This is a genomic window from Arthrobacter sp. SIMBA_036 (assembly GCF_046535135.1).
GTDB lineage: Bacteria > Actinomycetota > Actinomycetes > Actinomycetales > Micrococcaceae > Arthrobacter.
The window spans coordinates 389,458-411,079 of record NZ_JAWRXG010000002.1; the positions used below are offsets into that span (position 1 = coordinate 389,458).

The following is a 21,622-nucleotide window of genomic DNA, read 5'->3' on the forward strand; positions in this document are numbered from 1 at the left end:
GATGGACAGCTAGCGGCTGAAGCGCAAAGTCACCAGCTGGAACGGACGCAGCACCAAGTGGACGGCAGAATCCTCTGCCGCTTCAACCGCTGCCACTCCGCCGGTTGTCATTCCGTCTGCTGGCATTCCGTCTGGCGAGGCGGTCCGTTCCAACAAATCCGTCGCCGTCACCGCTGTCGCAGCGAATCCGGGCCTGACCGTGCCCGTGGAACGCTGTCCCAAGGATTCGTACAAGCGGACAATGACATCGCCCGATCCGTCCTCGGCGAGCTTCACGGCTTCGACCACTATCCCCGGGTTGGACACCGACACCAGAGGCTCTACCGGCCGGCCACCCGTGACGAACCTGGGCTTGAGGTTGGTCCGGTAGCCTTCCTCCACTGCATCCGCGATGCTGGCTCCTGGCCGGATGGTCAGTTCAAGAGTATGCTCGCCGCGGTCCGCGTCCGGGTCCGGGAAGGTGGCAGAACGCAGCAGCGAGGTGCGCACCGTCGTCGTGGTTCCACCATCCGGGCGGACGGCCCTGGTGACGTCGTGTCCGTAGCTGGATGAGTTACTGACGGCCACGCCGTAACCCGGTTCGGCCACATGGATCCAACGGTGCGCGCAGATCTCGAACTTTGCCGCGTCCCAGGAGGTGTTGGTATGCGTCGGCCGGAACACGTGCCCGAACTGCGTTTCGGACGCTGAACGGTCCGCCCTGACGTCCAGCGGGAAGGCGATCTTCAGCAGTTTTTCGCGTTCTTGCCAGTCCACGGTGGTAGCAATCCCCAGCGACGGGGAACCGGCGTCGAGGGTTATGCGCTGCGTGATAGCCGACGTGCCCACGTGGCGCCTGACCACAACGACCACCCCGCCCTCCGTCCGTTCGACGACGACGGCGTCCGCGTGCGTGAGCGGTGTGACGTTGCGGCGGTAGAACTCTTCAATGTCCCAGGCGTCCCATTCGTTGGGTGTGTCCCGGAACAGCTCCAGGAGGTTGCCGGCCTGGCCGGGGGCGATCGCGTTGCGGCCGCTGGCGTGGTCCACCAAGGAGGTGAGCAGGCCGTTGGCGTCTACCACCGCGCGGATAATTCCGTTGTCCAGGATGATGCTGTCCGCTTCGGTCACCTGAACGGTTAAGTCGGGGGCGCGGGTTTCGGCGGCACCCAGCGCCGCTACGCCGTCACGCTGATGGGGCGTGGCATTAAGAAGGAATTCCCTCTCGCCGTGCCCCACTAAGGCTTGTGCTGCCTCGATAATGATGGCTTCGAGGTCGCGGGCAATGGCATCGTAGTTCCGTTCAGCATCCTGGTGCACCCAAGCGATGGAACTACCTGGCAGGATGTCATGGAATTGCTGAAGCAATACCAGCCGCCACAGCCGCTTGAGTTCTTCCCTGGGATACGCGTAGGCGGCACCGAGGCGGACTGCGGCGGTAGAGCACCACAGCTCCGCCTCCCGCAGCAGGTGCTCACTGCGGCGGTTACCACGTTTGGTCTTGGCCTGGCTCGTGTAGGTTCCACGGTGCATCTCGAGGTACATCTCCCCCACCCACACCGGTGGGTTGGCGTATTCGGCCTCGGCAGCGATGAAGAAGTCCTTTGCTGTCCCCATCCGAACCTTGGGCGAGCCTTCCAGGTCTTCCGTGCGATGCGCGGCGGCCACCATCTCCCGGGTGGGCCCGCCGCCGCCGTCGCCATAACCGAACGGAACCAGGGACATGGTGCCGCGGCCATGCTCACGATATTTCCGCTCCGCGTGGGCCAGTTCCCGCCCGTGCAACTCAGCGTTGTAGGTATCGATCGGCGGGAAGTGCGTGAAGAGCCGGGTACCGTCGATGCCTTCCCACAGAAAGGTGTGGTGCGGCATGCGGTTGACCTTGTTCCAAGAGATCTTCTGGGTGAGGAACCAACGCGAACCGGCCTCTTTGACGATTTGCGGGAGGGCCCCTGAATATCCGAAGGAATCGGGCAGCCAGGCTTCCTGGCATTCGACGTCGAACTCCTTCAGGAAGAAGCTCTTGCCCTCGATGAACTGGCGGGCCATGGCTTCCCCGCCAGGCATGTTGGTATCCGACTCCACCCACATTCCGCCCACAGGGACGAACTGCCCGGATTTCACCTTTTCCCGGATACGGACAAAGAGCTCCGGGAAATATTCCTTGATCCAGGCCAACTGCTGGGCGGAGGAACAGGAAAATACAAAATCCGGGTTCTCCTCCATCAATGCCACCACGTTAGAGAACGTACGGGCGCACTTGCGGATGGTTTCACGGACAGGCCACAGCCACGCCGAATCGATGTGCGCGTGTCCGGTGGCCAGAAGTTGGTGGGCCGAAGCGTAAGCCGGTCGGCTGAGAACCTCGGCTAATGCTTCCCGCCCCGCCGCAGCCGTCCCCGCGACGTCGTCCGGGTCCATGACATCAAGCATGTGTTCAAGCGCCCGCAAGATCTCGTGTCGGCGCGGTAGCTCAACGGGAAGCTCGTGCATCAAACCGTTCAGCGTCCAGACGTCCTGGTTCAGTTCCCAGACTGTCTCATTCAGTTCCGCGATGGCGATCCGGCCCAACCGGTATTGGGGCTCCTGGCCGGAGGTTGCCTTGCTGCCCAGTGGTGTGGGAGCGAACGACCACCCCTGTGCGACATCGGGATTTGCCGCGGCCTCCACGTAGAAGTCCACGGACATTCCGCCGCCCAGCAGTTTCAACGGAACATGGTAATTGCGGGGCGAGATGGCCTTGATGATGCTGCCGTCAGCGGACCAGGCCGTGCCTTCGCATTGGAAACCGGGTACGTCGCTGGTGAAGCCCAGATCCACCACGATCTCCACGGCCGTGGCGTCGCTGCTGCCCCATCCCTGAGGAACTTCGCCCTGCAAGCGCAACCATTTGGTACTCCACGCCCTGCCCCACAGCGCTCCGTGCTCCTGCGGACTGAACACCTGCCTGATAGCCTCCGCGGCCGGAACCGGTTCATCGGGCGCCTCCCAGCTACTGAGTCGCAGTGGCACGGACCTGCCGTAGATGGCCGGAAGAAGGCGATCCCTGACAAACCTGTCCAGGCGCTGTTCAGTGATCCGGCGGTCATCGTGCAATGAATTCCCCTTTGGGCATCAGCTTTCGGTCGAGGCTGGCAGCATGTCCCCGCGAGTTGACGCAGGCGGCGTTTCCAACCCGTCCGCGGTTCCAATCGATGGATAAAATCTACGTGGTTACGGCCCCATAACCAAGCAAAGCCAAACGAGCTGGGCCCCCGGTTGGCTTACCCGGCCCGCGTCATTTCGGACCTTCAGCCAAAATCCTTTCCCGGCCGGTGTAGACGTTCAGGCTTGCTCCCCGACTGAATCCGGCCACGGTGATTCCGGACTCTTCGGCAAGCTCCACGGCAAGGCTCGACGGCGCGCTAACGGCGGCCAGTACCGGGACACCGGCCATGGCCGCCTTCTGCACGAGTTCGAATGAGGCCCGGCCGGATACCTGAAGTACCATCCCCCGCAATGGCAACAGGCCCGCACGGAGCGCCCAGCCTACAACCTTGTCCACCGCGTTATGCCGCCCCACATCCTCCCGGAGGCACAGAAGTTCCGCCCCGCCGTCGTCGTGGATCTTGAAAAGGCCGGCGGCGTGGACCCCGCCGGTCTTCGCGAAGACAGCCTGAGCCTCCCGGAGCCTGTCCGGGAGCGAGGCGAGCGTACGCACCGGAACCACCAGCTCATCGTCGGCAGGGCTGTGGTGCGAGGACTTCCGGACCGCCTCGATCGAATCCGTGCCGCAAATCCCGCACGAACTGGAGGTGTATACATTCCGTCCGATGGCCGGCAACGCCACGTCAGGCCTCAGTTGCGCGTCCACCACGTTGAACGTCTGCACCCCGTTCTCGTCTTCTCCTGCGCAGAAACGCTCCGAGATCAACTGCGAAGGTTCCCAGATGATGCCCTCGGAAACGAGGAATCCGGCCACGAGGTCGAAATCGTCCCCCGGCGTCCGCATAGTCACGGAGAAGGACATGTCCCCAAGACGGATCTCCAGGGGTTCTTCCACCGCAAGGACGTCCTCCTTGTAACGGACGGGGTGTTCCAGGGCCTGCGGGGAGCCGTCCAGGACAAATTTGTGCACCTTGCGGCGCTGGGTCACGCGTCCCATGTCACGCTCCGTTCTTCCCTGTTCATGAGTCCATCATGGCAAGCCGCACCACCGCTGGCCACCTCAGTCCAACAAACGCCCTAAGCGTCCAAAGCGCTCCAGTCCACAGGCCCTGCCGGCGCCTTGCCCCTTGCCCGCACCGGCGGCTTGCGGGGTTTCTCCTCGGCAGGCTTGGGCGAAGGAAGCGGTTTACCCCAGGGCAATGCGAAAGCCGGGACCATATCTCCTAGCTGCACGCCGTGCGGCGGGACCACCATGACGCCGTCGGCGCCCGCCAGACCACGCATCATTCCGGCGGCTGAATGACCCGCAGGAGATGCCAACCCGTACAGCAGCTTGAACGGCATGAGACGGGTCCGTCCCGGATCGGGGTCGATCATCGTGCCGCAGGGAACGTCTTGCGCGGTGTCCATGCGACCATGGCCCAAGGCTGCCAGCAGCGGACCGCCGATGGTAAGAAGCGCCATCATGGCAGCCAGCGGGTTGCCCGGCAGGCCGAGTATGAACCGTCCGTCCGGGAGCTCTGCAAGCACCGCGGGATGGCCGGGCCGCATGGCGATGCCGTCGATCAACAACCGGCCGCCCAGCTCGGACACGGCTCGCCGGAGATGGTCCGTCGCCGAGCCGCCCGTCCCGCCCGTGGTGATAACGACGTCGGCAGGAACTTCCGTTTCAACGGCTGCTTCTGTGGGGATGAGTTCTGTGGGGATGATCTCTGCTCCGGCCAAGTTTGGCTCGGGCTCCTGAAGCGCAGCAAGCCACTGGCCGTAATCGTCTCCCACCCTTGTCTGTTCGCCCGCGATACCGCCCAACATTTCGACGACGGCTCCCAGTTGGGGTCCGAAGGTGTCCCGGACCTGCCCCGGCAGTGGGACGCCCGAGGTCACCACTTCCGATCCCGTCAGCAGGAATCTGACCAAGGGCTTGCCGCGCACGTTGAGTTCGTCCAGCCCGGCAAGGGCGGCAAACGCTATATGGGCTGGATTTATCACAGTCCCGGCTTTGATCAACACTTCCCCTGCAGCGGCTTCCTCCCCGGCCTTGCGGATGTGCTGCCCATTGCGGGGCTCACCCGGTTTTGCGGCCCCGCCCAAGACAAGGACGGGCAGCCCGTCATCATCGGTGGTAATGACGCCGCTTTCGCTGCGGAGAACCGCCTTGGCACCGGGCGGGATGAGTCCTCCGGTGACGATGGGGCTGGCTTGGTGCGGCGCCAGCCTGTGGCCCCGCTCGCTCAAGATCCACGGCCCGCTGCCGTTCACTGCCCAGCCATCCATGGCTGACGATGCATAGTGGGGCATGTCCTGGACTGCCAGGACGTCGTTGGCCAGGACGCGCCCGAGGGCTCGCCGGAGCGGAACCGGGCTCGGCGGGATCGGGGTGGCGACCTCAAAGGCACGCTGCCGGGCCTCAGCCCACGTATGTGCCGCGTGGTGGCCCGGGTGGGGGGCCTCCGTCATTCCGCTTCGGTCCCCGGCTCCGTGTAGTCCATGGCAGCTTTCCGGGCCACATCCAAGGCAGCAGCCATGGAGTCGGCGTCGTTTGCCTGGCCAATGCCCCGGGCCATGCCCGCTGCGTAACCGGCGATGAACGTGGTCAGGGGTGCCGCCGGCCGCACCACCGAATGCGCGGCTACCCCTGCTACGGAGAGGACCCCATTGACGTCTACTTCCACACCCTCTAGCTCAAAGGCCTGCAACAGTACGCGGCACCATTCCTCGAGCGTCTCTTCCTGGCTCTTCATGTCCGCCTCCAACTCATCGTCAATGCCCAAGATCCTCAATGCCCAAAGCCGCTGCGTCCGCCCAAGTGTCTACGTCATCGGTGGAACCGGCAGGGACGGCAACAGTCAGCAGGTTCAGCCTAGCAAGGAGCCCGAAAACAGAGGAGTTGGTCAACCTACCCGAATCGCGTGCCGCTTCAACTTCCCGTTGCAGGGCGGCCTTGCTGTACATCCCGAGGAGCGGCTGCTTCCGGCCATCGGCGGCCACCGCCATGGCGCCATCCATGCCCGGCTCGGATTGGAGCCGCTGCACCAAAGGGGCCACGCCACGAACAGCGTGTGGCATGTCGCATGCCAGTACCAACGTCCAAGGCGCGGAAGCACCGTTAGCGCCAAGACGATCCAACCCGGCCGCGATGGCGGCGGCCGGCCCGGCAAAAACGGGTTCTTCCCGCGCCCTGAGGATCCCCTCAGGGACCTCCATGCTGCCCGGTCCCACAACCACCACTTCCCCAGCACCTTCGGCAGCGCGCAGGGCATGGGTCAGGAGGGTGTCGCCGTCGTACCGTAGTTCGTTCTTCGGCGCACCACCCAGCCGCGTGGCCTTGCCGCCAGCGAGAATTACGGCATCGAATTCCATCCGCCCACACTACCGGTCATGGGCGGGACTCACCCTAAGCCGCAATCGCGTACGTCAGGCAGCGGATTCAGGCAACAGGAAGGGATCCCAGTCCGGGGCAGGTTTCTCAAGTTCCTTGATCTGCCACATTGTTCCTTGGGGCACGCCGGGTTTGAAGCGGAGTTTCCAGCCCATTTCCGCCAACGTATGATCGCTCTTGGCGTTATTGCACTTCAGGCACGCCGCAACCAAATTTTCCCAAGAATCCGCGCCGCCCCTGGATTTGGGGTGGACGTGGTCAATAGTGTGTGCTGTTTTGCCGCAATAGGCGCAGCGGTGTCCGTCGCGGCGAAGAACACCGCGCCGGCTCACGGCGGTGACCCGGTTGTACTTGGGACGGATGTAGCGGTTGAGGAGGATCACGGAAGGTCTTCCGAGAATCTCTTGCGGCCCGACGACGGGATCGTCGCCTTCGGCCACCACGCTTGCTTTCCCAGTGAGCACAAGGACCAGCGCCCGGCGGAACGTTACTACCGCCAGCGGTTCATATCCAGCATTCAGAACGAGTGTGCGCATGCACGTACCTCTTCACGGCCGCACCCGTCAGGGGCACGAGGGCCGGCTGCCCTCTGCATGTACGGGCTGTGGATCGACACCATAAGGGTAAGCACTTCTATGCCATATCAACGAATTTATCTGTCGTTTCACGTGCGATGTCGGCAAAAATTTGTGCGGTGTTCAGAATTAGGCGCCCCATGTGCGGCGTTCCAGAGCATCCTCTGCAGGTTAAAGAAGAACACATCGGTTAAAGCAGAACACCCTGCCGGCATGGAGCCAGCAGGGTGTTCGGAAGAGGTGAACTTAGCCGTTGACGCGGATGAAGACCGGGCCGGAGCCTACGTTTACGCTGAACAGCTTGGTGGTGTAGCCGTCCCAGCCACCGTGGACCGCCATGCCGTTGCCTACGTACACGGCAATGTGGGCCTCGCCGGCCAAACCGCCGTTGGCGTAGTAGGCGAGGTCACCGGGCTGTGCTTCTGCTGCACTGACCGTGCGGCCGAGGGAGAGGTAACCAGCAGGCCAGTCGTGGAAGTGGATGCCCACGGCAGCCAGCGAGTTGGTGACCAGCATGGTGCAGTCCTGGTTCACGCCCAACTGCGCGTAGGCGGCTGCAGCAATTGCAGCACCGAGGCCGCTGGAGGCAACCGGAGCCTTGGTAGCGCTGGAGGTGGAGTTCACAGCCAGGGTTGCGTTACCGCCGGTGGTGGCAGTGGTCGCGGGGGCACTGGCCTGAGCAGCTGCCGTCGGCGCAGCTTCCGCCTTGGCAGGAGCCTGCTCAACCACGGGGGCCGGAGCTTCTACCGTGGTGATCACGGGGCTCTCGTAAGAGATGGCAACAGTGGAATCAGCTGCGATCGTTGCCTGTGCTACCGGCTGGACGTCGAGGGTGGACGTGGAGGTCGACTCACGCTGAACGTTCGTATCAGCCGCGTTGGCAGCTACACCGCTGGTCAGGACAAGGCCTGAAGCGGCGGCAATTACTGCGGCTTGGCGGCCGACGCCACCTGCGTTCTCACTGACTGCTTTTGCGATGACGGCAAGCGAGCTCGTCTTGGGAGCTTCCGCGCGGTGCCGTGCAACCTTGTTTGCACTGATCATGATGTTTTTCTCTTTCGTATCCGCGCTATGGGGTTACGCGCGGGTAGTGACCGACCAGCACTTGGGGGAATGCTGCTCAGTCGTGAACTGGGTGTTTTTCTAGCGGAGAGTGAAGAAGGAGGATGTACCCGTGGCAGCTGCTGCATGCAGCAACGTGCCCTGGCTCGGGTTCAAGGCGCTGATCATCATGCCGTTGCCAACGTAGATGCCAACGTGGGCTCCGCCATTCTGCATGACGAGATCGCCAGGAGCAGGAGTGTTGGTGGGCTTCATGACAGTCCAGGCGTTCGTGCGTGGGATGCTGATGCCGGCCTGGGCGTAGACCCACTGAGTGAAGCCGGAGCAGTCCCAACCGTTGGGCGTGGTGCCGCCCCAAACGTAGGGGTGGCCGATGCCGGTGTAGGCGATTGCTGCCAGGCCCGAAGCTGCGGCGCTGGAAACGCCATCCTTGGCTACGGCCGACTGTGCGGTAACAGTTTCCGACGTGCCTGCGTTGTTCGTGGCGCCTGTAGCGGCCTGGGTTGAGGCATCGGGAGTCTCGGCAACTGCCTGGACAACCTTCGGAGCCTCCTGCGTGGCCACAACGGGGCTCTCGAAGGCAACGGTGGCGGTGGGCTCCGCGGTTACCACTGCTGTGGCTACCATCTGCTGGGTACCGGAGGCTTCCGAAGCGGAAACGCCGGTGTCGGCAGCCTGCGCGGGCAAACCAACGCTGAGAATGAGACCGGAGGCTGCTGCCAACACGACGGCCTGGCGGCCTACTGTACCTGCGTTGGAAGAAACAGCCGTAGAAAGAGTGTTCAAGGGGTTCTTACGAACCGCTTGGGCGCGGTGGCGCGCAGGGGTAGTGCGTGATGACACGTAGGTAGCCTCTCCCAATGCCTGCGAGGTGAGCTGTCGGATTCGGATGGGAGTCATCCGGCCGCGCTGCTTCAGAGAAGCTTTGCGACTTAACCCCAAGGCCTTCTTGCGAAGACCAGAAGTGGTTCCCCCGCCCCTGCCAGACGATTTTGCGAACGGAACTCGAGCGGTGGCAGAGCTAGGCAATCCACTCAAGTGCACCGGCCCCCTAAAAAGCCGATGCGTTATGTACGGTACAACAGTTGAACGCGAATGTCACATTCAGGTCACGAGCGGCCTCATGGAATCGAGAGATGGCCATCACGTTGGTCAGAGCCAGCCCATGGGGTCAACGACTTCGCCATTGACCTGGACTTCAAAGTGGAGGTGGCAGCCTGTGGAGGCTCCCGTGGTGCCGCTGAGGGCCACGACGTCGCCGCGGCTGACCGTCTGGCCCACCTTGACGTTGAAGGACGACAGGTGGTTGTAGGTAGTTTCCAAGCCGTTTCCGTGATCTATGACCACACGGTTGCCGCCACCGTACTCGTGCCATCCTGCGAAAGTTACTTTGCCGGCCGCGGCAGCATGGACCGCGGTGCCGCACTGCGCCACGAAGTCTTGGCCGCGGTGGAAGTCACCGGTGCCGCCCGTCAGCGGACTGACGCGGTAACCGAACGGCGATGCGGTGACAAGCGTGTCCAAGGGGGCACCCAAAGTGCCTTGGGACGATGAACGCTGGATGCTGGCCACAGACTGGGCGCTCAGTAGCTGCTTCAGCTTGCCATCGGGATCCGCTGCCGTGGAAACGGCAGCACGGCTGAAGTCGATTTTGGCCGATGCCGCTGCGGATACCTCCGGCTGGGTACCGGCTACAGACAGCGCAGACTCGGTTTGGCCAGAGTCCGAGGTAGCCATCATCGGGCTGGTGCCTGGCAGGCCGACTGTCAGCGCCAAGCCGGTAGCAGCAAGGGCGATGCCGGCTTTCTGACCTACTCCGCTGGCTGCGGCGAAGTCGGCCACTTGACGCAGCGGACCTTTCCGTCGCCGCTGGCGGCTGGCCTCGCGGGGCCGGATTTCCGTAGCAACGCGGGCAGGCCCCACCTCAGCAGCAGGGCCGGATGCGCGACGGCGGCCCCTGACGTTCTGCGATGTCAAACTCTATTCCTCTCTGAAAAGCCTGCGAAGTTAGCTGTCGGATTCGAGTCAGAGAGTTCAAAGACCCGGCCCGCGCTCAGCGCTCACGGCACACAGGTATCCCCAAGAGGACCTGTATCAGTGGGCACTTCTGCTGCGGACTTCACCCCAAGGCTGCTTCTTTAGACAGCCGCTAGTGGTTCCCCCGCCTCTGCCAGTAAGGGGTGGAACACCTGATCCGCTGGCAGAGTTCGGCTCCGGATCAGGTAACGCTTTGGTATCGGCGCCAATAATCAACTATAGGGGATTAAGTCCCCCAGTAATAAATTCGTTATCAACAGGGAAATAGTGATGGCAAGTCCTGCCACAGCAGGAGAATTGCAGCGGCGCTTAATGTTGCCCGGCGTATTAGCCGAGGGAAACAAAGACGTGGCCGGCGACCTCGGGAGGAAGTTCCAAGGCGCCTTCAATGCCGGGGACCCGAACGGAGATGTACTCGCCCACTCGCTCCAGTGACACTAATGCTCCTGGCCGGATTCCACCTTCATCCAACTGGGTCAACAGCTCCGGCTCCACTTGGATAGGTTCGGCGAGGCGGCTGATGAGCACCCGCGAATCGGAGCCGTAACCGTCCATGGCCTGCAGAAGGTTGACATCCGGGCGGTCCGCAGGGACGGCGGCCAAACCACCGATTGCTTCGAGCCCTGGGATCGGATTGCCGTAGGGAGATTCGGTGGGGTGCTCGAGAAGCTCGTAAAGCCTGCGTTCGACGCGTTCGCTCATAACGTGTTCCCAACGGCAGGCTTCGTCATGGACGTAGGCCCAATCCAATCCGATCACATCTGCCAAGAGCCGCTCGGCCAGCCGATGCTTACGCATAACTTCGGTGGCCCGCTTACGGCCCGCTTGGGTCAGTTCCAGGTGGCGGTCATTGGAAACTATGACCAGGCCGTCCCTTTCCATTCGTCCGATGGTCTGTGACACGGTGGGGCCGGAGTGTCGGAGACGCTCGGCAATGCGTGCGCGAAGGGCAACAATGTTCTCTTCTTCAAGCTCCAAAATGGTCCGAAGATACATCTCAGTGGTATCGATCAGATCCGTCATCCCGCTCAGCTCTCCTCGAACGCAGTCTCTTGCGTAGCTCCACCGTACCGCGCCCAACTCGGTGGGCGGGGCTTGATTCGCCCGCCCTTAACGCAAGACCAGCCTAGCTTATTAGGAATTACTCTTGATAATTCCGTCAACGGGGAACGGTTGCATATGCTCTGCGTGCGTTCCACGTGGCGGACTATGACAACTCCAGGTTCCTGCCAAGGAGGGTGTTCGGGCAGAATTGGGGAGTCGAAGGGGCAGTAGATGCCACCTGCCACGACCCCCCTCTAACCGATACCCCATGGAGCCAACGTGAGCGACACCAGCATCACCATTCCCGCCAACCTGCTGCCCAAGGACGGACGGTTCGGCGCAGGACCCTCCAAGGTCCGTCCGGAACAGGTCGAGGCATTGTCTGCCGCAGCCACCACCATTCTGGGCACCTCGCACCGCCAGGCCCCTGTCAAGAACCTGGTGGGCTCGGTCCGCGAAGGCCTCAGCGAGTTCTTCCGTGCCCCGGAGGGCTACGAGGTCGTCTTGGGAGTAGGCGGTTCGACGGCGTTCTGGGACATCGCAGCCTTCGGCTTGGTGGAGAGGAAAGCCCAGCACCTTTCCTTCGGCGAGTTCGGATCCAAGTTCGCCGCGGCCACTGACAAGGCACCTTTCCTGGACGCGTCATCCATTATCAAATCGGAGCCTGGCACCCGTCCCGTCGCCGCAGCCGAGGCAGGCGTGGATGTTTACGCATGGCCGCAGAATGAGACGTCCACCGGCGTCGCCGCTCCTGTCAAGCGCGTTGAAGGTGCCGACGACGGGGCGCTGGTCCTGGTCGATGCAACGTCAGCGGCCGGCGGCTTGGACGTTGACGTTGCCGAGTCGGATGTCTACTACTTCGCGCCCCAAAAGAACTTCGCGTCCGACGGCGGCCTCTGGCTGGGCCTGTTCTCCCCCGCCGCTTTGGAACGCGCGGCCCGCGTCAAGGCGAGCGGCCGCTGGATTCCGGACTTCCTGGATCTGCAGACCGCCATCGACAACTCCAAGCTGAACCAGACATACAACACCCCGTCCCTGTCCACCTTGGTAACGCTGGATGCACAGGTGAAGTGGTTGAACAGCAACGGCGGCCTGGACTTCGCCAGCAAACGCACGGCTGATTCAGCCGGCCGCATTTACTCGTGGGCAGAGGCGTCCGAATATGCCACGCCGTTTGTGGCCAACGCCGAGGACCGCTCCAACGTGATCGCCACCATCGACTTTGACGATTCCATTGACGCTGCCGCCATCGCCAAGGTGCTGCGCGCCAATGGTGTGGTAGACACCGAACCGTACCGCAAGCTTGGCCGGAACCAGCTCCGGATCGCCACCTTCGTGGCCATCGAGCCGGATGATGTCACCGCGCTCCTGGCCAGCATCGACTACGTGGTGGGAGAGCTGAAGAAGTAGCCTCAGGCACGGCTGCCGCGCAGGCATGGGTCGGCGTCGTTCGGGTAGGTCCGGACGGCGCCGATTGCCTCTAACGCCCGGGCGAGGTCCGTCGTCGTCGTGAAGACCTAGCCGGCTCCGTTGTTATCGGAGCTGTCGGACTCGTCCGAGGCAGCACCGGACTCCTCGGCAGTGTCGGAGGCCTCGTCGTCATCCGAGGCGTCGTCATCGGGCGCCGAAGCGTCGTCCTCGTCCGCTTGGACGGACTCCTCGGAGACCTCTTCCACGCTTTCTTCCACCAAGGGCCTCTCATCTTCCGGCCGAACACGCTTGGCCCACGGAACCCATTCGGGCGCCAGGATGGAGTCCTCAGACGGAAGAAGTCCGAGTTCGTTGACGGTCACCACCTTGGACCGCGAATTGCGGGTGACCACCGCGTACCATTGCCAGCCGCCGTAACCGGCAAGCTTGGACTCGAACAAATGGGTTACCACCCGGTCACCTTCTGACTTGGCGCCGATGTGCGCGCCAATTTCACCCGGCTTGGCTATGGTTTCCACGGCCTGGCGGGCGGTATCCACGGCCGCTGCGAGGAATGCGTCCGGCTTTCCCGTGCGCCATGAGGGCAAGCCCGTGCGCCTTCCGGCCTTCACATCCTGTGCGGATTCGGGTGTCATGCGGGGTCCTAGGCTTCCAGCTCGTCGGCGACCTTGCGGAGCGCCATACCGATGGCCTTGGCTTTATTGCCCTCCGGGTACTTCCCCGCAGAAAGCGTGCCGGACAAGTTATCAAGAACCGTCACCAGATCCTGCACCAAGGGCGCGAGGTCCTTGGCTCCCATCCGCTTGGCCTTGGCAACGGACGGCGTCTTTTCAAGGACGCGCAGTCCCAATGCTTGGGCACCCCGACGGCCATCTGCGACGCCGAATTCGACCCGCGTTCCAGCCTTCAGTTCGGTGACGCCGGCAGGCAGCGATGTTTTGGGAAGGAATACTTCCTGCCCGTCTTCGGCCGCGAGGAACCCGAAGCCCTTTTCTTTGTCATACCATTTGACCTTGCCGGTAGGCACGTAATCAACCTTCTTCGTTCTTGCTCTGGGAGACACGCCGGGCCTACACCGCATCCGCAGGATTCTGCGGGATCGAGGGTGGCAGCCCGGTCCGTGTTGGTCTGTTCCTCCAAGGTTATCCTGCCGGACACGCTATTCCCGCTTTGCACGCCCGCGGCGGCTGTGGAGGGCTGCCTCCTCGTGCTAAGGCCCGCGTGCGAATGCTGCTGCTAGCGTTGGGATATGACTTCTCCGGGCCCTCGCCGCCCCCTCATGGTTTTGGCCGCGCTGGTAGCAGCGGTGTCCCTCGCCACCGTCGGGGTTGTCATGGCTGTGGCGTTCGACGGCGGTGTGGCACCGGCGTGGGTCACGTCAACGGCGCTGTACGGACTGCCGCTGGCCTTCGTGCTCGCTGCCCTGGTGATGGTGGGTGCCATCCGGGAACGCCGCCGCCAGTAGAGCGGCATGAACCTGCAATACCGGCGATAACAACCCCCAAGAAAGTCCGCGAACAACCAGCGGCGCTCCAGTGGCGGTAACGTTGGATTGATGTCCCTTATTCGCGCGCTCAGCAAGGAACTGGAAGCGCGCAGCGATGACTCGCTGCGGGCGTTGTTTGCTGCGCGACCGGACTTGATCTCCCCCATGGCACCGGATTTCGCCGCGCTGGCAGCGCGGGCCAGCGCACGTGTCAGTGTGCAACGGGCCTTGGAACGGCTGAATAAACCGGAAATGCAGGTCCTGGAAACACTGCACCTTTGCACCAATACCGATACCGGCCACAGCGTGTCCGCTGCCGGACTGAAGAAAGTCATCGCCGGGTCCACGTTGACGGCCCTGGACCGCATCCTCGCCAAGCTGCAGGAGCTGGCCTTGGTTCACCGTGCTGATCCACCCGCGGGCTCGCCGGCCGCGACGGCGCGGCAACGCTTCTACCTTCCCGTCGGAAGCCTTAAGGACGTGATCGGCATCTACCCCGCGGGGTTGGGTCGTAGTTATACGGAACTGGTCCGGCTCCAGCCCGCTTACGCCCAGCGCGTGGTCCAGCTCGTGGCCGAACTCCACCACAGCGGTGAAGACATACAAGCGGCAAGCACCCCCATGGACGCGGCGCTTGCCCTGCAACGCTGGACGGCAACGCCGGAGAAGGTGCACGCCATTCTGGCCACCGCACCCGAACGTACTCTGGCGTTATTGGAAAAGTTCGGCGACTGGGCCATGGGCGCTGTGCCCCAAGCGCAACGCCGGGCTTCCGTGACCCACGAAAATTCCGACGTCGGACCCATCGATTGGTTACTGGCGCGCAGTCTCTTGGTCCCCCTGGACGCTGGCCATGTGGAGTTGCCCCACAGCGTGGGGCTGGCTCTTCGCGGCGGCTACATCGTGGAGGACTTCACGCTCTCTCCGCCAGTGCCGGAGCTCGGCAGCACCAGCGCCTCCCTGCGCCGCAACGCTGCCATGGGCGCCATCGCCGAGACTCTGCGCTTGGCCGGGGAGTTGCTCTTCGCGGTCCGTGAGCAACCCTTGGCTACGCTTCGCAGCGGTGGGGTGGGCGTCCGTGAGCTACGCCGTTTGGCTGAATCGATCCGTTGCGGCGAACACCAGACCGCCGTGCTGCTTGAGCTGTGCGCTTTGGCCGGACTCGTGCGCCTGGATGTGGACAGTTCGTCGTGGGTACAGCCACCGTCCCTAGAGTGGCTCGGCTTGCCCCGGCAGGAGCAGTGGCTATGGCTTGTCAACGCGTGGTTGGCCAGTGAGCGCGCACCCTCCTTGGTGGGTCAACGGCTCGCTGGTCCCACGTCTGCCTCCCACCCGGGAGGGGCTTCGGCCACCATTAACGTGCTGTCCGCAGAGGCCCAGCGTCCCGACGCCCCGGTGGTCCGGCGGAGGATCTTGGAAATCCTCAACGAACTCACGGCCGAAGCAGCCGCGCCGGACGGCAAGGCGCCTGTCCTGGATGCCCGCGCCGTGCTGCAGCGTGCCGAATGGGCCCAGCCCCGGATGGCCCGTCGGTTCAGCTCGCTGGTCCGCGGGATCCTGGAAGAGGCGGAGATCCTGGGGCTGATGGGCTCGGGCGCGTTCACGCAGTTGGGCTCCGCGATCGCCGCCGGCCAACCTGAGCGCGCACTCGATATTCTCGGCGAACATCTGCCTGCTGCCGTCAACCACATCCTCTTGCAGGCAGACCTCACGGCCGTGGCGCCCGGGTATCTGGCCCCCGAACTCAGCGAGACACTCCTGTTGATGGCCGACGCCGAAGGCCAGGGCCCGGCGTCGATCTACCGATTCTCCCCCACCACCATCCGCCGGGCGCTCGACGCCGGACAAGATGCGGACTCGCTGTTGGCGTTCCTCCGCGAACACTCCGCGACCCCGGTGCCGCAACCACTGGCGTACCTCGTGCAGGACACGGCGTCCAGGCACGGCCGCTTGCGGATCGGCACGAGTGCCAGCTTCATTCAAAGCGACGACGAAACAGCCATCATGGACCTGCTTCGCGAAGCCCGCACGTCCGCCCTGAGCCTGGTGCGTATCGCGCCCACTGTTTTGACCTCTTCGGCCAGCCCGCGCGAAACGGCGCGCGTGCTGCGTGAGCTGGGACTCTCCCCCGCCGTGCAAGAGGCCGAGCCCGCCGTCGTGCGTTTCAAGCGGACGGCGCCGGCTCCCGGCAGTGCCCGCCCCGTCTATACGGCTCCGCGCACAGCTCCCCCTGACGACGACGTCGAGGCGCAGTTGTCGGTTCTGCGGCGCCAACAGCCGGCTCCGGCTGACTCCACCGGTGAAACTGCCACGCAACTGGGGTTGGAAACACTCCAAAAGGCCATCCGGCTTAAGCAGGCTGTCACCATGAATGTGGTGGACAGCTTGGGGAATGCAAACACTGAAACCGTTGTTCCAGTGTCCGTGTCCGGTGGACGTGTGCGCGTATTCGATCCCGCCAAGGAAACAGAGCGTGTGCTGTCAATTCATCGGATTATCGATGTGGAACCCGCAGGAGAAGTGCATTCATGACGGCTGCCTTCGCCCAAGCCGTGCTAGTGAGGAATCAACCGTGACCGACGGTCCCCTGATCGTTCAAAGTGACAAGACCATCCTGCTCGAGGTGGATCATGAGCTGGCCACGGAGGCCAGGCATGCCATCGCCACTTTCGCCGAACTTGAGCGTGCCCCTGAACATATGCACAGCTACCGTTTGACTCCTCTGGGTCTCTGGAACGCGAGGGCTGCCGGATTGGACGCCGAGCAGGTGCTAGACACGCTGCTGAAGTATTCGCGGTTTCCCGTGCCGCACTCGCTGTTGATCGATGTCGAAGAAACCATGTCCCGCTATGGGCGGCTTCGCCTCGAGAAAGACCCCCAGCACGGCTTGGTGATGCGCACCGACGATTACCCAGTCTTGGAGGAGGTCATCCGGGCCAAGAAGATCGCCCCGCTGCTCGGGCCCAGAATCGATGGCGAAACCGTGGTGGTCCATTCCTCCCAGCGTGGTCAGCTGAAGCAACTGCTGCTCAAGCTCGGCTGGCCGGCGGAAGACCTGGCCGGGTACGTCGATGGGCAGCCGCACCTAATCAGGCTTGATGAAAGCAACTGGCAGCTACGCCCCTACCAGAAGGTGGCCACCGAGAATTTCTGGGCCGGCGGAAGCGGCGTCGTGGTACTTCCTTGCGGTGCCGGAAAGACGCTCGTGGGCGCCGCAGCGATGGCAACATCCTCCACCACCACGCTCATTCTCGTGACCAACACGGTCTCGGCCCGGCAGTGGAGGGATGAGCTGCTCAAGCGGACCTCACTCACGGAGGATGAGATTGGCGAGTACTCCGGTGCCGTCAAAGAAGTACGGCCTGTCACCATTGCCACGTACCAGGTGCTTACCACCAAGCGCGGAGGCCTCTATCCGCATTTGGAACTCGTGGACGGCCACGACTGGGGGCTCATCATCTATGACGAGGTCCATCTGCTGCCCGCCCCGATCTTCCGCATGACAGCAGACCTCCAGGCCCGCCGTCGGCTGGGACTAACTGCAACCCTGGTGCGGGAGGATGGCCGTGAAGGCGAGGTTTTCAGCCTGATCGGCCCCAAGAGGTATGACGCCCCGTGGAAGGACATCGAGGCCCAAGGTTATATCGCGCCCGCGGACTGTGTGGAGGTACGGGTGGACCTCCCCAGGGACGAACGGGTGGCCTACGCCATGGCAGACGACGCGGACAAATACCGGCTCTGTGCTACCTCGCAAACCAAGACCGCCCTGGTGGAGGAACTCGTTGACGTGCACAAAGGCGAACAGCTCTTGGTGATCGGGCAGTACATCGACCAACTGGACGAGATCGCCGAGCGTTTGGGTGCCCCGCTTATCAAAGGCGAAACCACGGTCAAGGCACGCCAGAGCCTCTTTGACGCCTTTAGAAGGGGCGAAATCACCACGCTGGTGGTGTCCAAAGTGGCCAACTTTTCCATCGATCTGCCAGAAGCTTCGGTAGCCATCCAAGTCTCCGGTTCCTTCGGCTCACGCCAGGAAGAAGCGCAGCGGCTGGGTCGGCTGCTGCGTCCCAAAAAAGACGGCCGTGCCGCGCGTTTCTACTCGCTGGTGGCCCGGGACACCTTGGACCAGGACTTCGCTGCCAAACGCCAACGCTTCCTGGCTGAGCAAGGCTACGCGTACCGGATCATGGACGCCAAAGACGTTGGGAAGGGCATCGAGCAAGGGCAATAGCCGCGGCAATCCAAGCCCGGGGGTCTTGCGGTTAACCTCCAGCGACTTTACGATTCGAAGTGAAGCTTTCCGCCCTGAAGGGTTGCCCTTGGTCCAGGCAACTTGGCGGCCAGTCGTCGGCGGTGGGGGTAGCCCGTAGCCAGGGAGCCGACGGTTTAAGGGCCTGAAGTCCTGCGATAGTCCCACGAGCACTCCACCCTGCGTAACGCCCGGTGGTCCACGCTTGGATCTGTGATGTACGCGGGAACTATCCGTTGCTTGCTGTCATCAGTGTCTCTTTCCTGCTTTGGTGGCGGGCAGTTGTTGTCTGGCCCGTTGATCGGGCGACCAGCAACCTGCCTCGGACCGCCATCCGCGCGGCTTGGGCCGCGAGAGCCGGTGTTCCGTCATCGCTGAGGACCCGGAACACCGGCTCCAAACTTGATGCGTGCGCAGTTGCCAGGCAACCATGCAGCCGCTGCGCAGCCATTGCAGTTGCTAGGCAACCATCCTGCTGGTGGCCGTGACCTTGACGTGGTCCACGACAGCCCAGCAGTCGGCGTCGCGAAGTTGGGCACTGGCAAAGCGTTCCGCCGCGGCGAGGTCTTGGAAGTCTTCGCGGCGGACCCGGCCGGTATCGGTGTCCAGGTAAGTCACGTGGAACTCGACACCCTCGAGGTCTTGGAGCTGGTGGATGCTTACTGGAGCTGCTGAGTTTGCCATGTTTTAAGTGTGGAACCGGGCACTGACATTTTTAGCAGCATCCGTGGGCGTGTTCTGAATTTCAACGGACCGTGTTTCAGCATCTGAAGCAGGCGTTCAGCGGATCCGGAGCAGATACTGTCCCGAGACCGCCCGCACCGTGTCACTGAGCGCCTCCAGGACCGGGGATGCCGTCTTCCACCGTTGCCAATACAGCGGCACGTCAAAGGGGCGGTCCGGAAAGAGTTCCGTCAGCCGACCCCTGGCAATATCCGGTGCGCATTGGGCCTCGGGGATCAAGCCCCAGCCAAGCCCCAAACGGATGGCGTCCGCGAAGTCCTGGGTTGCCGGAACATAGTGCCGCGGTCCCTTGCCCTCAGGAACCACACCCCCTGTCGCTTTGCCGAGTGCCTGCACATAGGCCCACTGGTATGTGTCTTTCCGATCGAAATCGACCGCCGGTGCTGCGTTGAGGACGTTGGCGTCCATCCCCTGCGGAAACTCGGAGAACCAGCGCTTGACAAAGGAGGGTCGCGCCACGGCCCGGTACCTCATGACCCCGAGGCTCTCCACGCGGCACCCTTGAACAGCCTCAGGTGTTGACGTAACCGCTGCCATGACCGTCCCGGAACGCAGCAGCGAGGTGGAATGCTGTTCGTCGTCGCGATGCAGATCAAAGGTGAGGTTGAGTTCGTCGGGGACCTGGGCCAGGGCCTTCAGAAACCAGACCGCCAAAGAGTCAGCGTTCACCACGATGGGGACAGCAACCTGCGCCCCGTCCAGGCTGAGTCCCAATTCCCGCCCGGCGTCCGCCTCGAGTTGGGCCACCTGCCTCGCCAAACGCAACACCACCTCGCCGGCTTCAGTGGCCTGGGCGGGGTTGCTTCTCTGCAGCAAAACCCTGCCGGCCGACTGCTCCAAGGCCTTCAGGCGCTGCGAAACCGCCGACGGCGTGATGTGCAGTACCCGCGCGGTAGCATCCAATGTGCCCTCCGAGAGGACCGTGGCGAACGTGAGCAACTGCTCGGAGGAGAAACTGGACATAAGGAGATCTTACGCTAACGAAGTTTCTTTAGCTGGTCTAATTTACCCCTCTATCAGTAGCTTGAATGAGTGACCTACCAAGACTTTCTCCACACCGCCGGCCTCGGCCTTGCCACGGGACTGGCCCTCATCGTTGCCATCGGCGCTCAGAACGCCTTCGTTCTACGGCAGGGAATCCGCGGGGAGCACATAATTCCGATTGTTGCGGTCTGCGCCCTGTCCGACGCCGTCCTCATCGCCGCAGGTGTGTTGGGCGTCGGCGCCCTCGTGACGGCGGCGCCTACCGCCGTCGTCGTGCTTCGCTTTGTTGGTGCAGCCTTCCTGGTGACCTACGGTGCCATGGCGGCCAAGCGTGCACTGACTCCGCAATCGCTCAGCGCGGACGCGGCTCCGGTGCCCGGGGAACCCAAGCGGGGCGCGATTACCCTCGTGACTACGATGCTGGCGCTGACGTGGCTTAATCCGCACGTGTACTTGGACATCGCCCTGATTGGTTCACTGGCCAGCGCACAAGGCGCCTCCCTGCAGTGGTGGTTCGGCGCCGGTGCCATGGCCGCAAGTGTCCTCTGGTTCTGCTCCCTGGGATTCGGAGCCCGCTTCCTGCGCGGCTTCTTCGCGCGCCCGCTGTCCTGGCGAATCCTTGACGGCACCATCGCCGTCACGATGGTGGCGTTGGGCCTAGGGCTAATACTCGGCCGGTGACGGCAGCGAATCCATGTGGGGTCCGCTCCACCAGCGGCACCAACGACGACGCGCAGTAAGCACACATGCGGTATCCAGAAAACTCCCAGAAACTGGGAGCATCATGGATGCATGAAAAAGAACGGTCCGGAAGCAAAGCTGCTTGTCGTCGATGACGAACCCAACATTCGCGAGCTGCTGTCCACGTCGCTGCGCTTTGCAGGCTTCGAGGTCGTTGCTGCGTCGAATGGTCGCGAGGCCCTGGCTGCCGCGGAACTCCACGCTCCGGACCTCGCGGTACTGGATGTGATGCTGCCGGATATGGACGGCTTCACCGTCACCCGGCGCCTTCGCGCGGCGGGCAAGCACTTCCCTGTCCTGTTCCTCACTGCCAAGGACGACACCGAGGATAAGGTCACCGGCCTCACGGTGGGCGGCGATGACTACGTCACCAAGCCCTTCAGCCTCGACGAAGTGGTTGCACGTATCAGGGCGGTCCTCCGGCGGACGCAGCCTCTTGAAGATGACGACGCCGTGATCCGGGTTGACGATCTTGAATTGGACGACGACGCCCACGAGGTTCGCCGCGGCGGGACGGTCATCGAGCTCTCGCCGACAGAGTTCAAGCTCCTGCGCTACCTGATGCTCAACCCCAACCGCGTCCTGTCCAAAGCGCAAATCCTCGACCACGTGTGGGAGTATGACTTCAACGGTGACGCGTCGATCGTCGAGTCCTACATCTCCTACCTGCGGCGCAAAGTGGACATCGATCCTGACGCTGCCGCCCTCATCCAGACCAAGCGCGGCGTCGGTTACGTGCTGCGGACGGCAGAGAAGCGCTGACC

20 protein-coding genes and 2 riboswitches are annotated in these 21,622 nt (G+C 63.2%); of the genes, 6 read left to right on the forward strand and 14 right to left on the reverse strand.

Translation table 11 applies throughout. The annotated features are described in order from the left end of the window. Positions 1 to 9: 9 nt before the first annotated feature. From SB659_RS04475 to SB659_RS04520, 10 genes are all read right to left on the reverse strand, one after another. A complete protein-coding gene (locus tag SB659_RS04475) occupies positions 10 to 3,075 on the reverse strand; it encodes an alpha-mannosidase (RefSeq protein WP_410549627.1) in 3,066 nt (1,021 codons plus the stop codon). A gap of 181 nt (positions 3,076 to 3,256) precedes the next feature. Continuing rightward, entirely contained in the window at positions 3,257 to 4,123 is an 867-nt protein-coding gene (gene fdhD, locus SB659_RS04480) for a formate dehydrogenase accessory sulfurtransferase FdhD (protein ID WP_284977515.1), read from the reverse strand. Positions 4,124 to 4,203: 80 nt separating this feature from the next. Next, positions 4,204 to 5,583 (reverse strand): molybdopterin molybdotransferase MoeA, encoded by a 1,380-nt coding sequence (locus SB659_RS04485; protein WP_410549628.1) that lies wholly within the window; start codon positions 5,581 to 5,583, stop codon positions 4,204 to 4,206. After that, positions 5,580 to 5,897 carry a DUF6457 domain-containing protein gene (locus SB659_RS04490; protein ID WP_284977513.1) on the reverse strand — a complete coding sequence of 106 codons (318 nt, stop codon included), beginning with the start codon at positions 5,895 to 5,897 and terminating at the stop codon, positions 5,580 to 5,582. The genes SB659_RS04485 and SB659_RS04490 overlap by 4 nt, the downstream gene beginning before the upstream one ends. Beyond that, the gene (locus tag SB659_RS04495; RefSeq protein ID WP_284977512.1) at positions 5,887 to 6,486 is read right to left on the reverse strand and encodes a molybdenum cofactor guanylyltransferase; all 600 of its coding nucleotides are present in this window, start codon (positions 6,484 to 6,486) and stop codon (positions 5,887 to 5,889) included. The genes SB659_RS04490 and SB659_RS04495 overlap by 11 nt, the downstream gene beginning before the upstream one ends. A gap of 54 nt (positions 6,487 to 6,540) precedes the next feature. After that, entirely contained in the window at positions 6,541 to 7,041 is a 501-nt protein-coding gene (locus SB659_RS04500; RefSeq protein ID WP_284977511.1) for an HNH endonuclease, read from the reverse strand. A gap of 285 nt (positions 7,042 to 7,326) precedes the next feature. After that, positions 7,327 to 8,124, reverse strand: a complete 798-nt coding sequence (locus tag SB659_RS04505) for an NlpC/P60 family protein (protein WP_410549629.1) — start codon at positions 8,122 to 8,124, stop codon at positions 7,327 to 7,329. A gap of 99 nt (positions 8,125 to 8,223) precedes the next feature. After that, positions 8,224 to 8,928: a C40 family peptidase gene (locus tag SB659_RS04510; protein ID WP_410549680.1), complete on the reverse strand. Its 705-nt coding sequence runs from the start codon at positions 8,926 to 8,928 to the stop codon at positions 8,224 to 8,226. 61 nt (positions 8,929 to 8,989) lie between these two features. Beyond that, positions 8,990 to 9,156, reverse strand: a riboswitch (cyclic di-AMP (ydaO/yuaA leader). A 138-nt stretch (positions 9,157 to 9,294) separates the two neighbouring features. Beyond that, positions 9,295 to 10,119 (reverse strand): M23 family metallopeptidase, encoded by an 825-nt coding sequence (locus tag SB659_RS04515; RefSeq protein WP_284974173.1) that lies wholly within the window; start codon positions 10,117 to 10,119, stop codon positions 9,295 to 9,297. Between the two features lie 4 nt (positions 10,120 to 10,123). Next, positions 10,124 to 10,365, reverse strand: a riboswitch (cyclic di-AMP (ydaO/yuaA leader). Positions 10,366 to 10,506: 141 nt separating this feature from the next. Then, a complete protein-coding gene (locus tag SB659_RS04520) occupies positions 10,507 to 11,202 on the reverse strand; it encodes a metal-dependent transcriptional regulator (RefSeq protein ID WP_284977508.1) in 696 nt (231 codons plus the stop codon). Positions 11,203 to 11,502: 300 nt separating this feature from the next. Here SB659_RS04520 and serC point away from each other — a divergent pair, with 300 nt between their 5' ends. After that, positions 11,503 to 12,633, forward strand: coding sequence for a phosphoserine transaminase (gene serC, locus SB659_RS04525; protein WP_410549630.1), 1,131 nt, complete (start codon positions 11,503 to 11,505; stop codon positions 12,631 to 12,633). Positions 12,634 to 12,740: 107 nt separating this feature from the next. On the opposite strand, the gene SB659_RS04530 is transcribed toward serC, so the two are convergent. Both SB659_RS04530 and SB659_RS04535 read right to left on the reverse strand, forming a co-directional pair. Further along, the gene (locus SB659_RS04530; RefSeq protein WP_410549631.1) at positions 12,741 to 13,289 is read right to left on the reverse strand and encodes a DUF3027 domain-containing protein; all 549 of its coding nucleotides are present in this window, start codon (positions 13,287 to 13,289) and stop codon (positions 12,741 to 12,743) included. An 8-nt stretch (positions 13,290 to 13,297) separates the two neighbouring features. Further along, entirely contained in the window at positions 13,298 to 13,681 is a 384-nt protein-coding gene (locus tag SB659_RS04535) for a cold-shock protein (RefSeq protein WP_284974169.1), read from the reverse strand. Between the two features lie 222 nt (positions 13,682 to 13,903). Between SB659_RS04535 and SB659_RS04540 the strand changes: the two genes are divergently transcribed. From SB659_RS04540 to SB659_RS04550, 3 genes are all read left to right on the forward strand, one after another. After that, the gene (locus SB659_RS04540) at positions 13,904 to 14,119 is read left to right on the forward strand and encodes a hypothetical protein (protein ID WP_410549632.1); all 216 of its coding nucleotides are present in this window, start codon (positions 13,904 to 13,906) and stop codon (positions 14,117 to 14,119) included. Positions 14,120 to 14,209: 90 nt separating this feature from the next. Further along, entirely contained in the window at positions 14,210 to 16,672 is a 2,463-nt protein-coding gene (locus SB659_RS04545; RefSeq protein WP_410549633.1) for a helicase-associated domain-containing protein, read from the forward strand. A 40-nt stretch (positions 16,673 to 16,712) separates the two neighbouring features. Then, complete coding sequence (locus SB659_RS04550; RefSeq protein WP_410549634.1) at positions 16,713 to 18,371, forward strand: DNA repair helicase XPB; 1,659 nt, start codon at positions 16,713 to 16,715, stop codon at positions 18,369 to 18,371. A gap of 477 nt (positions 18,372 to 18,848) precedes the next feature. Here SB659_RS04550 and SB659_RS04555 read toward each other — a convergent pair whose 3' ends face one another. Beyond that, positions 18,849 to 19,073, reverse strand: a complete 225-nt coding sequence (locus SB659_RS04555; protein WP_284977502.1) for a hypothetical protein — start codon at positions 19,071 to 19,073, stop codon at positions 18,849 to 18,851. Between the two features lie 96 nt (positions 19,074 to 19,169). Further along, positions 19,170 to 20,096 carry a LysR family transcriptional regulator ArgP gene (locus tag SB659_RS04560; protein WP_410549635.1) on the reverse strand — a complete coding sequence of 309 codons (927 nt, stop codon included), beginning with the start codon at positions 20,094 to 20,096 and terminating at the stop codon, positions 19,170 to 19,172. A 69-nt stretch (positions 20,097 to 20,165) separates the two neighbouring features. Here SB659_RS04560 and SB659_RS04565 point away from each other — a divergent pair, with 69 nt between their 5' ends. Both SB659_RS04565 and SB659_RS04570 read left to right on the forward strand, forming a co-directional pair. Continuing rightward, positions 20,166 to 20,798 carry a LysE/ArgO family amino acid transporter gene (locus tag SB659_RS04565; RefSeq protein WP_410549636.1) on the forward strand — a complete coding sequence of 211 codons (633 nt, stop codon included), beginning with the start codon at positions 20,166 to 20,168 and terminating at the stop codon, positions 20,796 to 20,798. A 111-nt stretch (positions 20,799 to 20,909) separates the two neighbouring features. Beyond that, complete coding sequence (locus SB659_RS04570) at positions 20,910 to 21,620, forward strand: response regulator transcription factor (RefSeq protein ID WP_284974162.1); 711 nt, start codon at positions 20,910 to 20,912, stop codon at positions 21,618 to 21,620. Positions 21,621 to 21,622 lie beyond the last annotated feature (2 nt).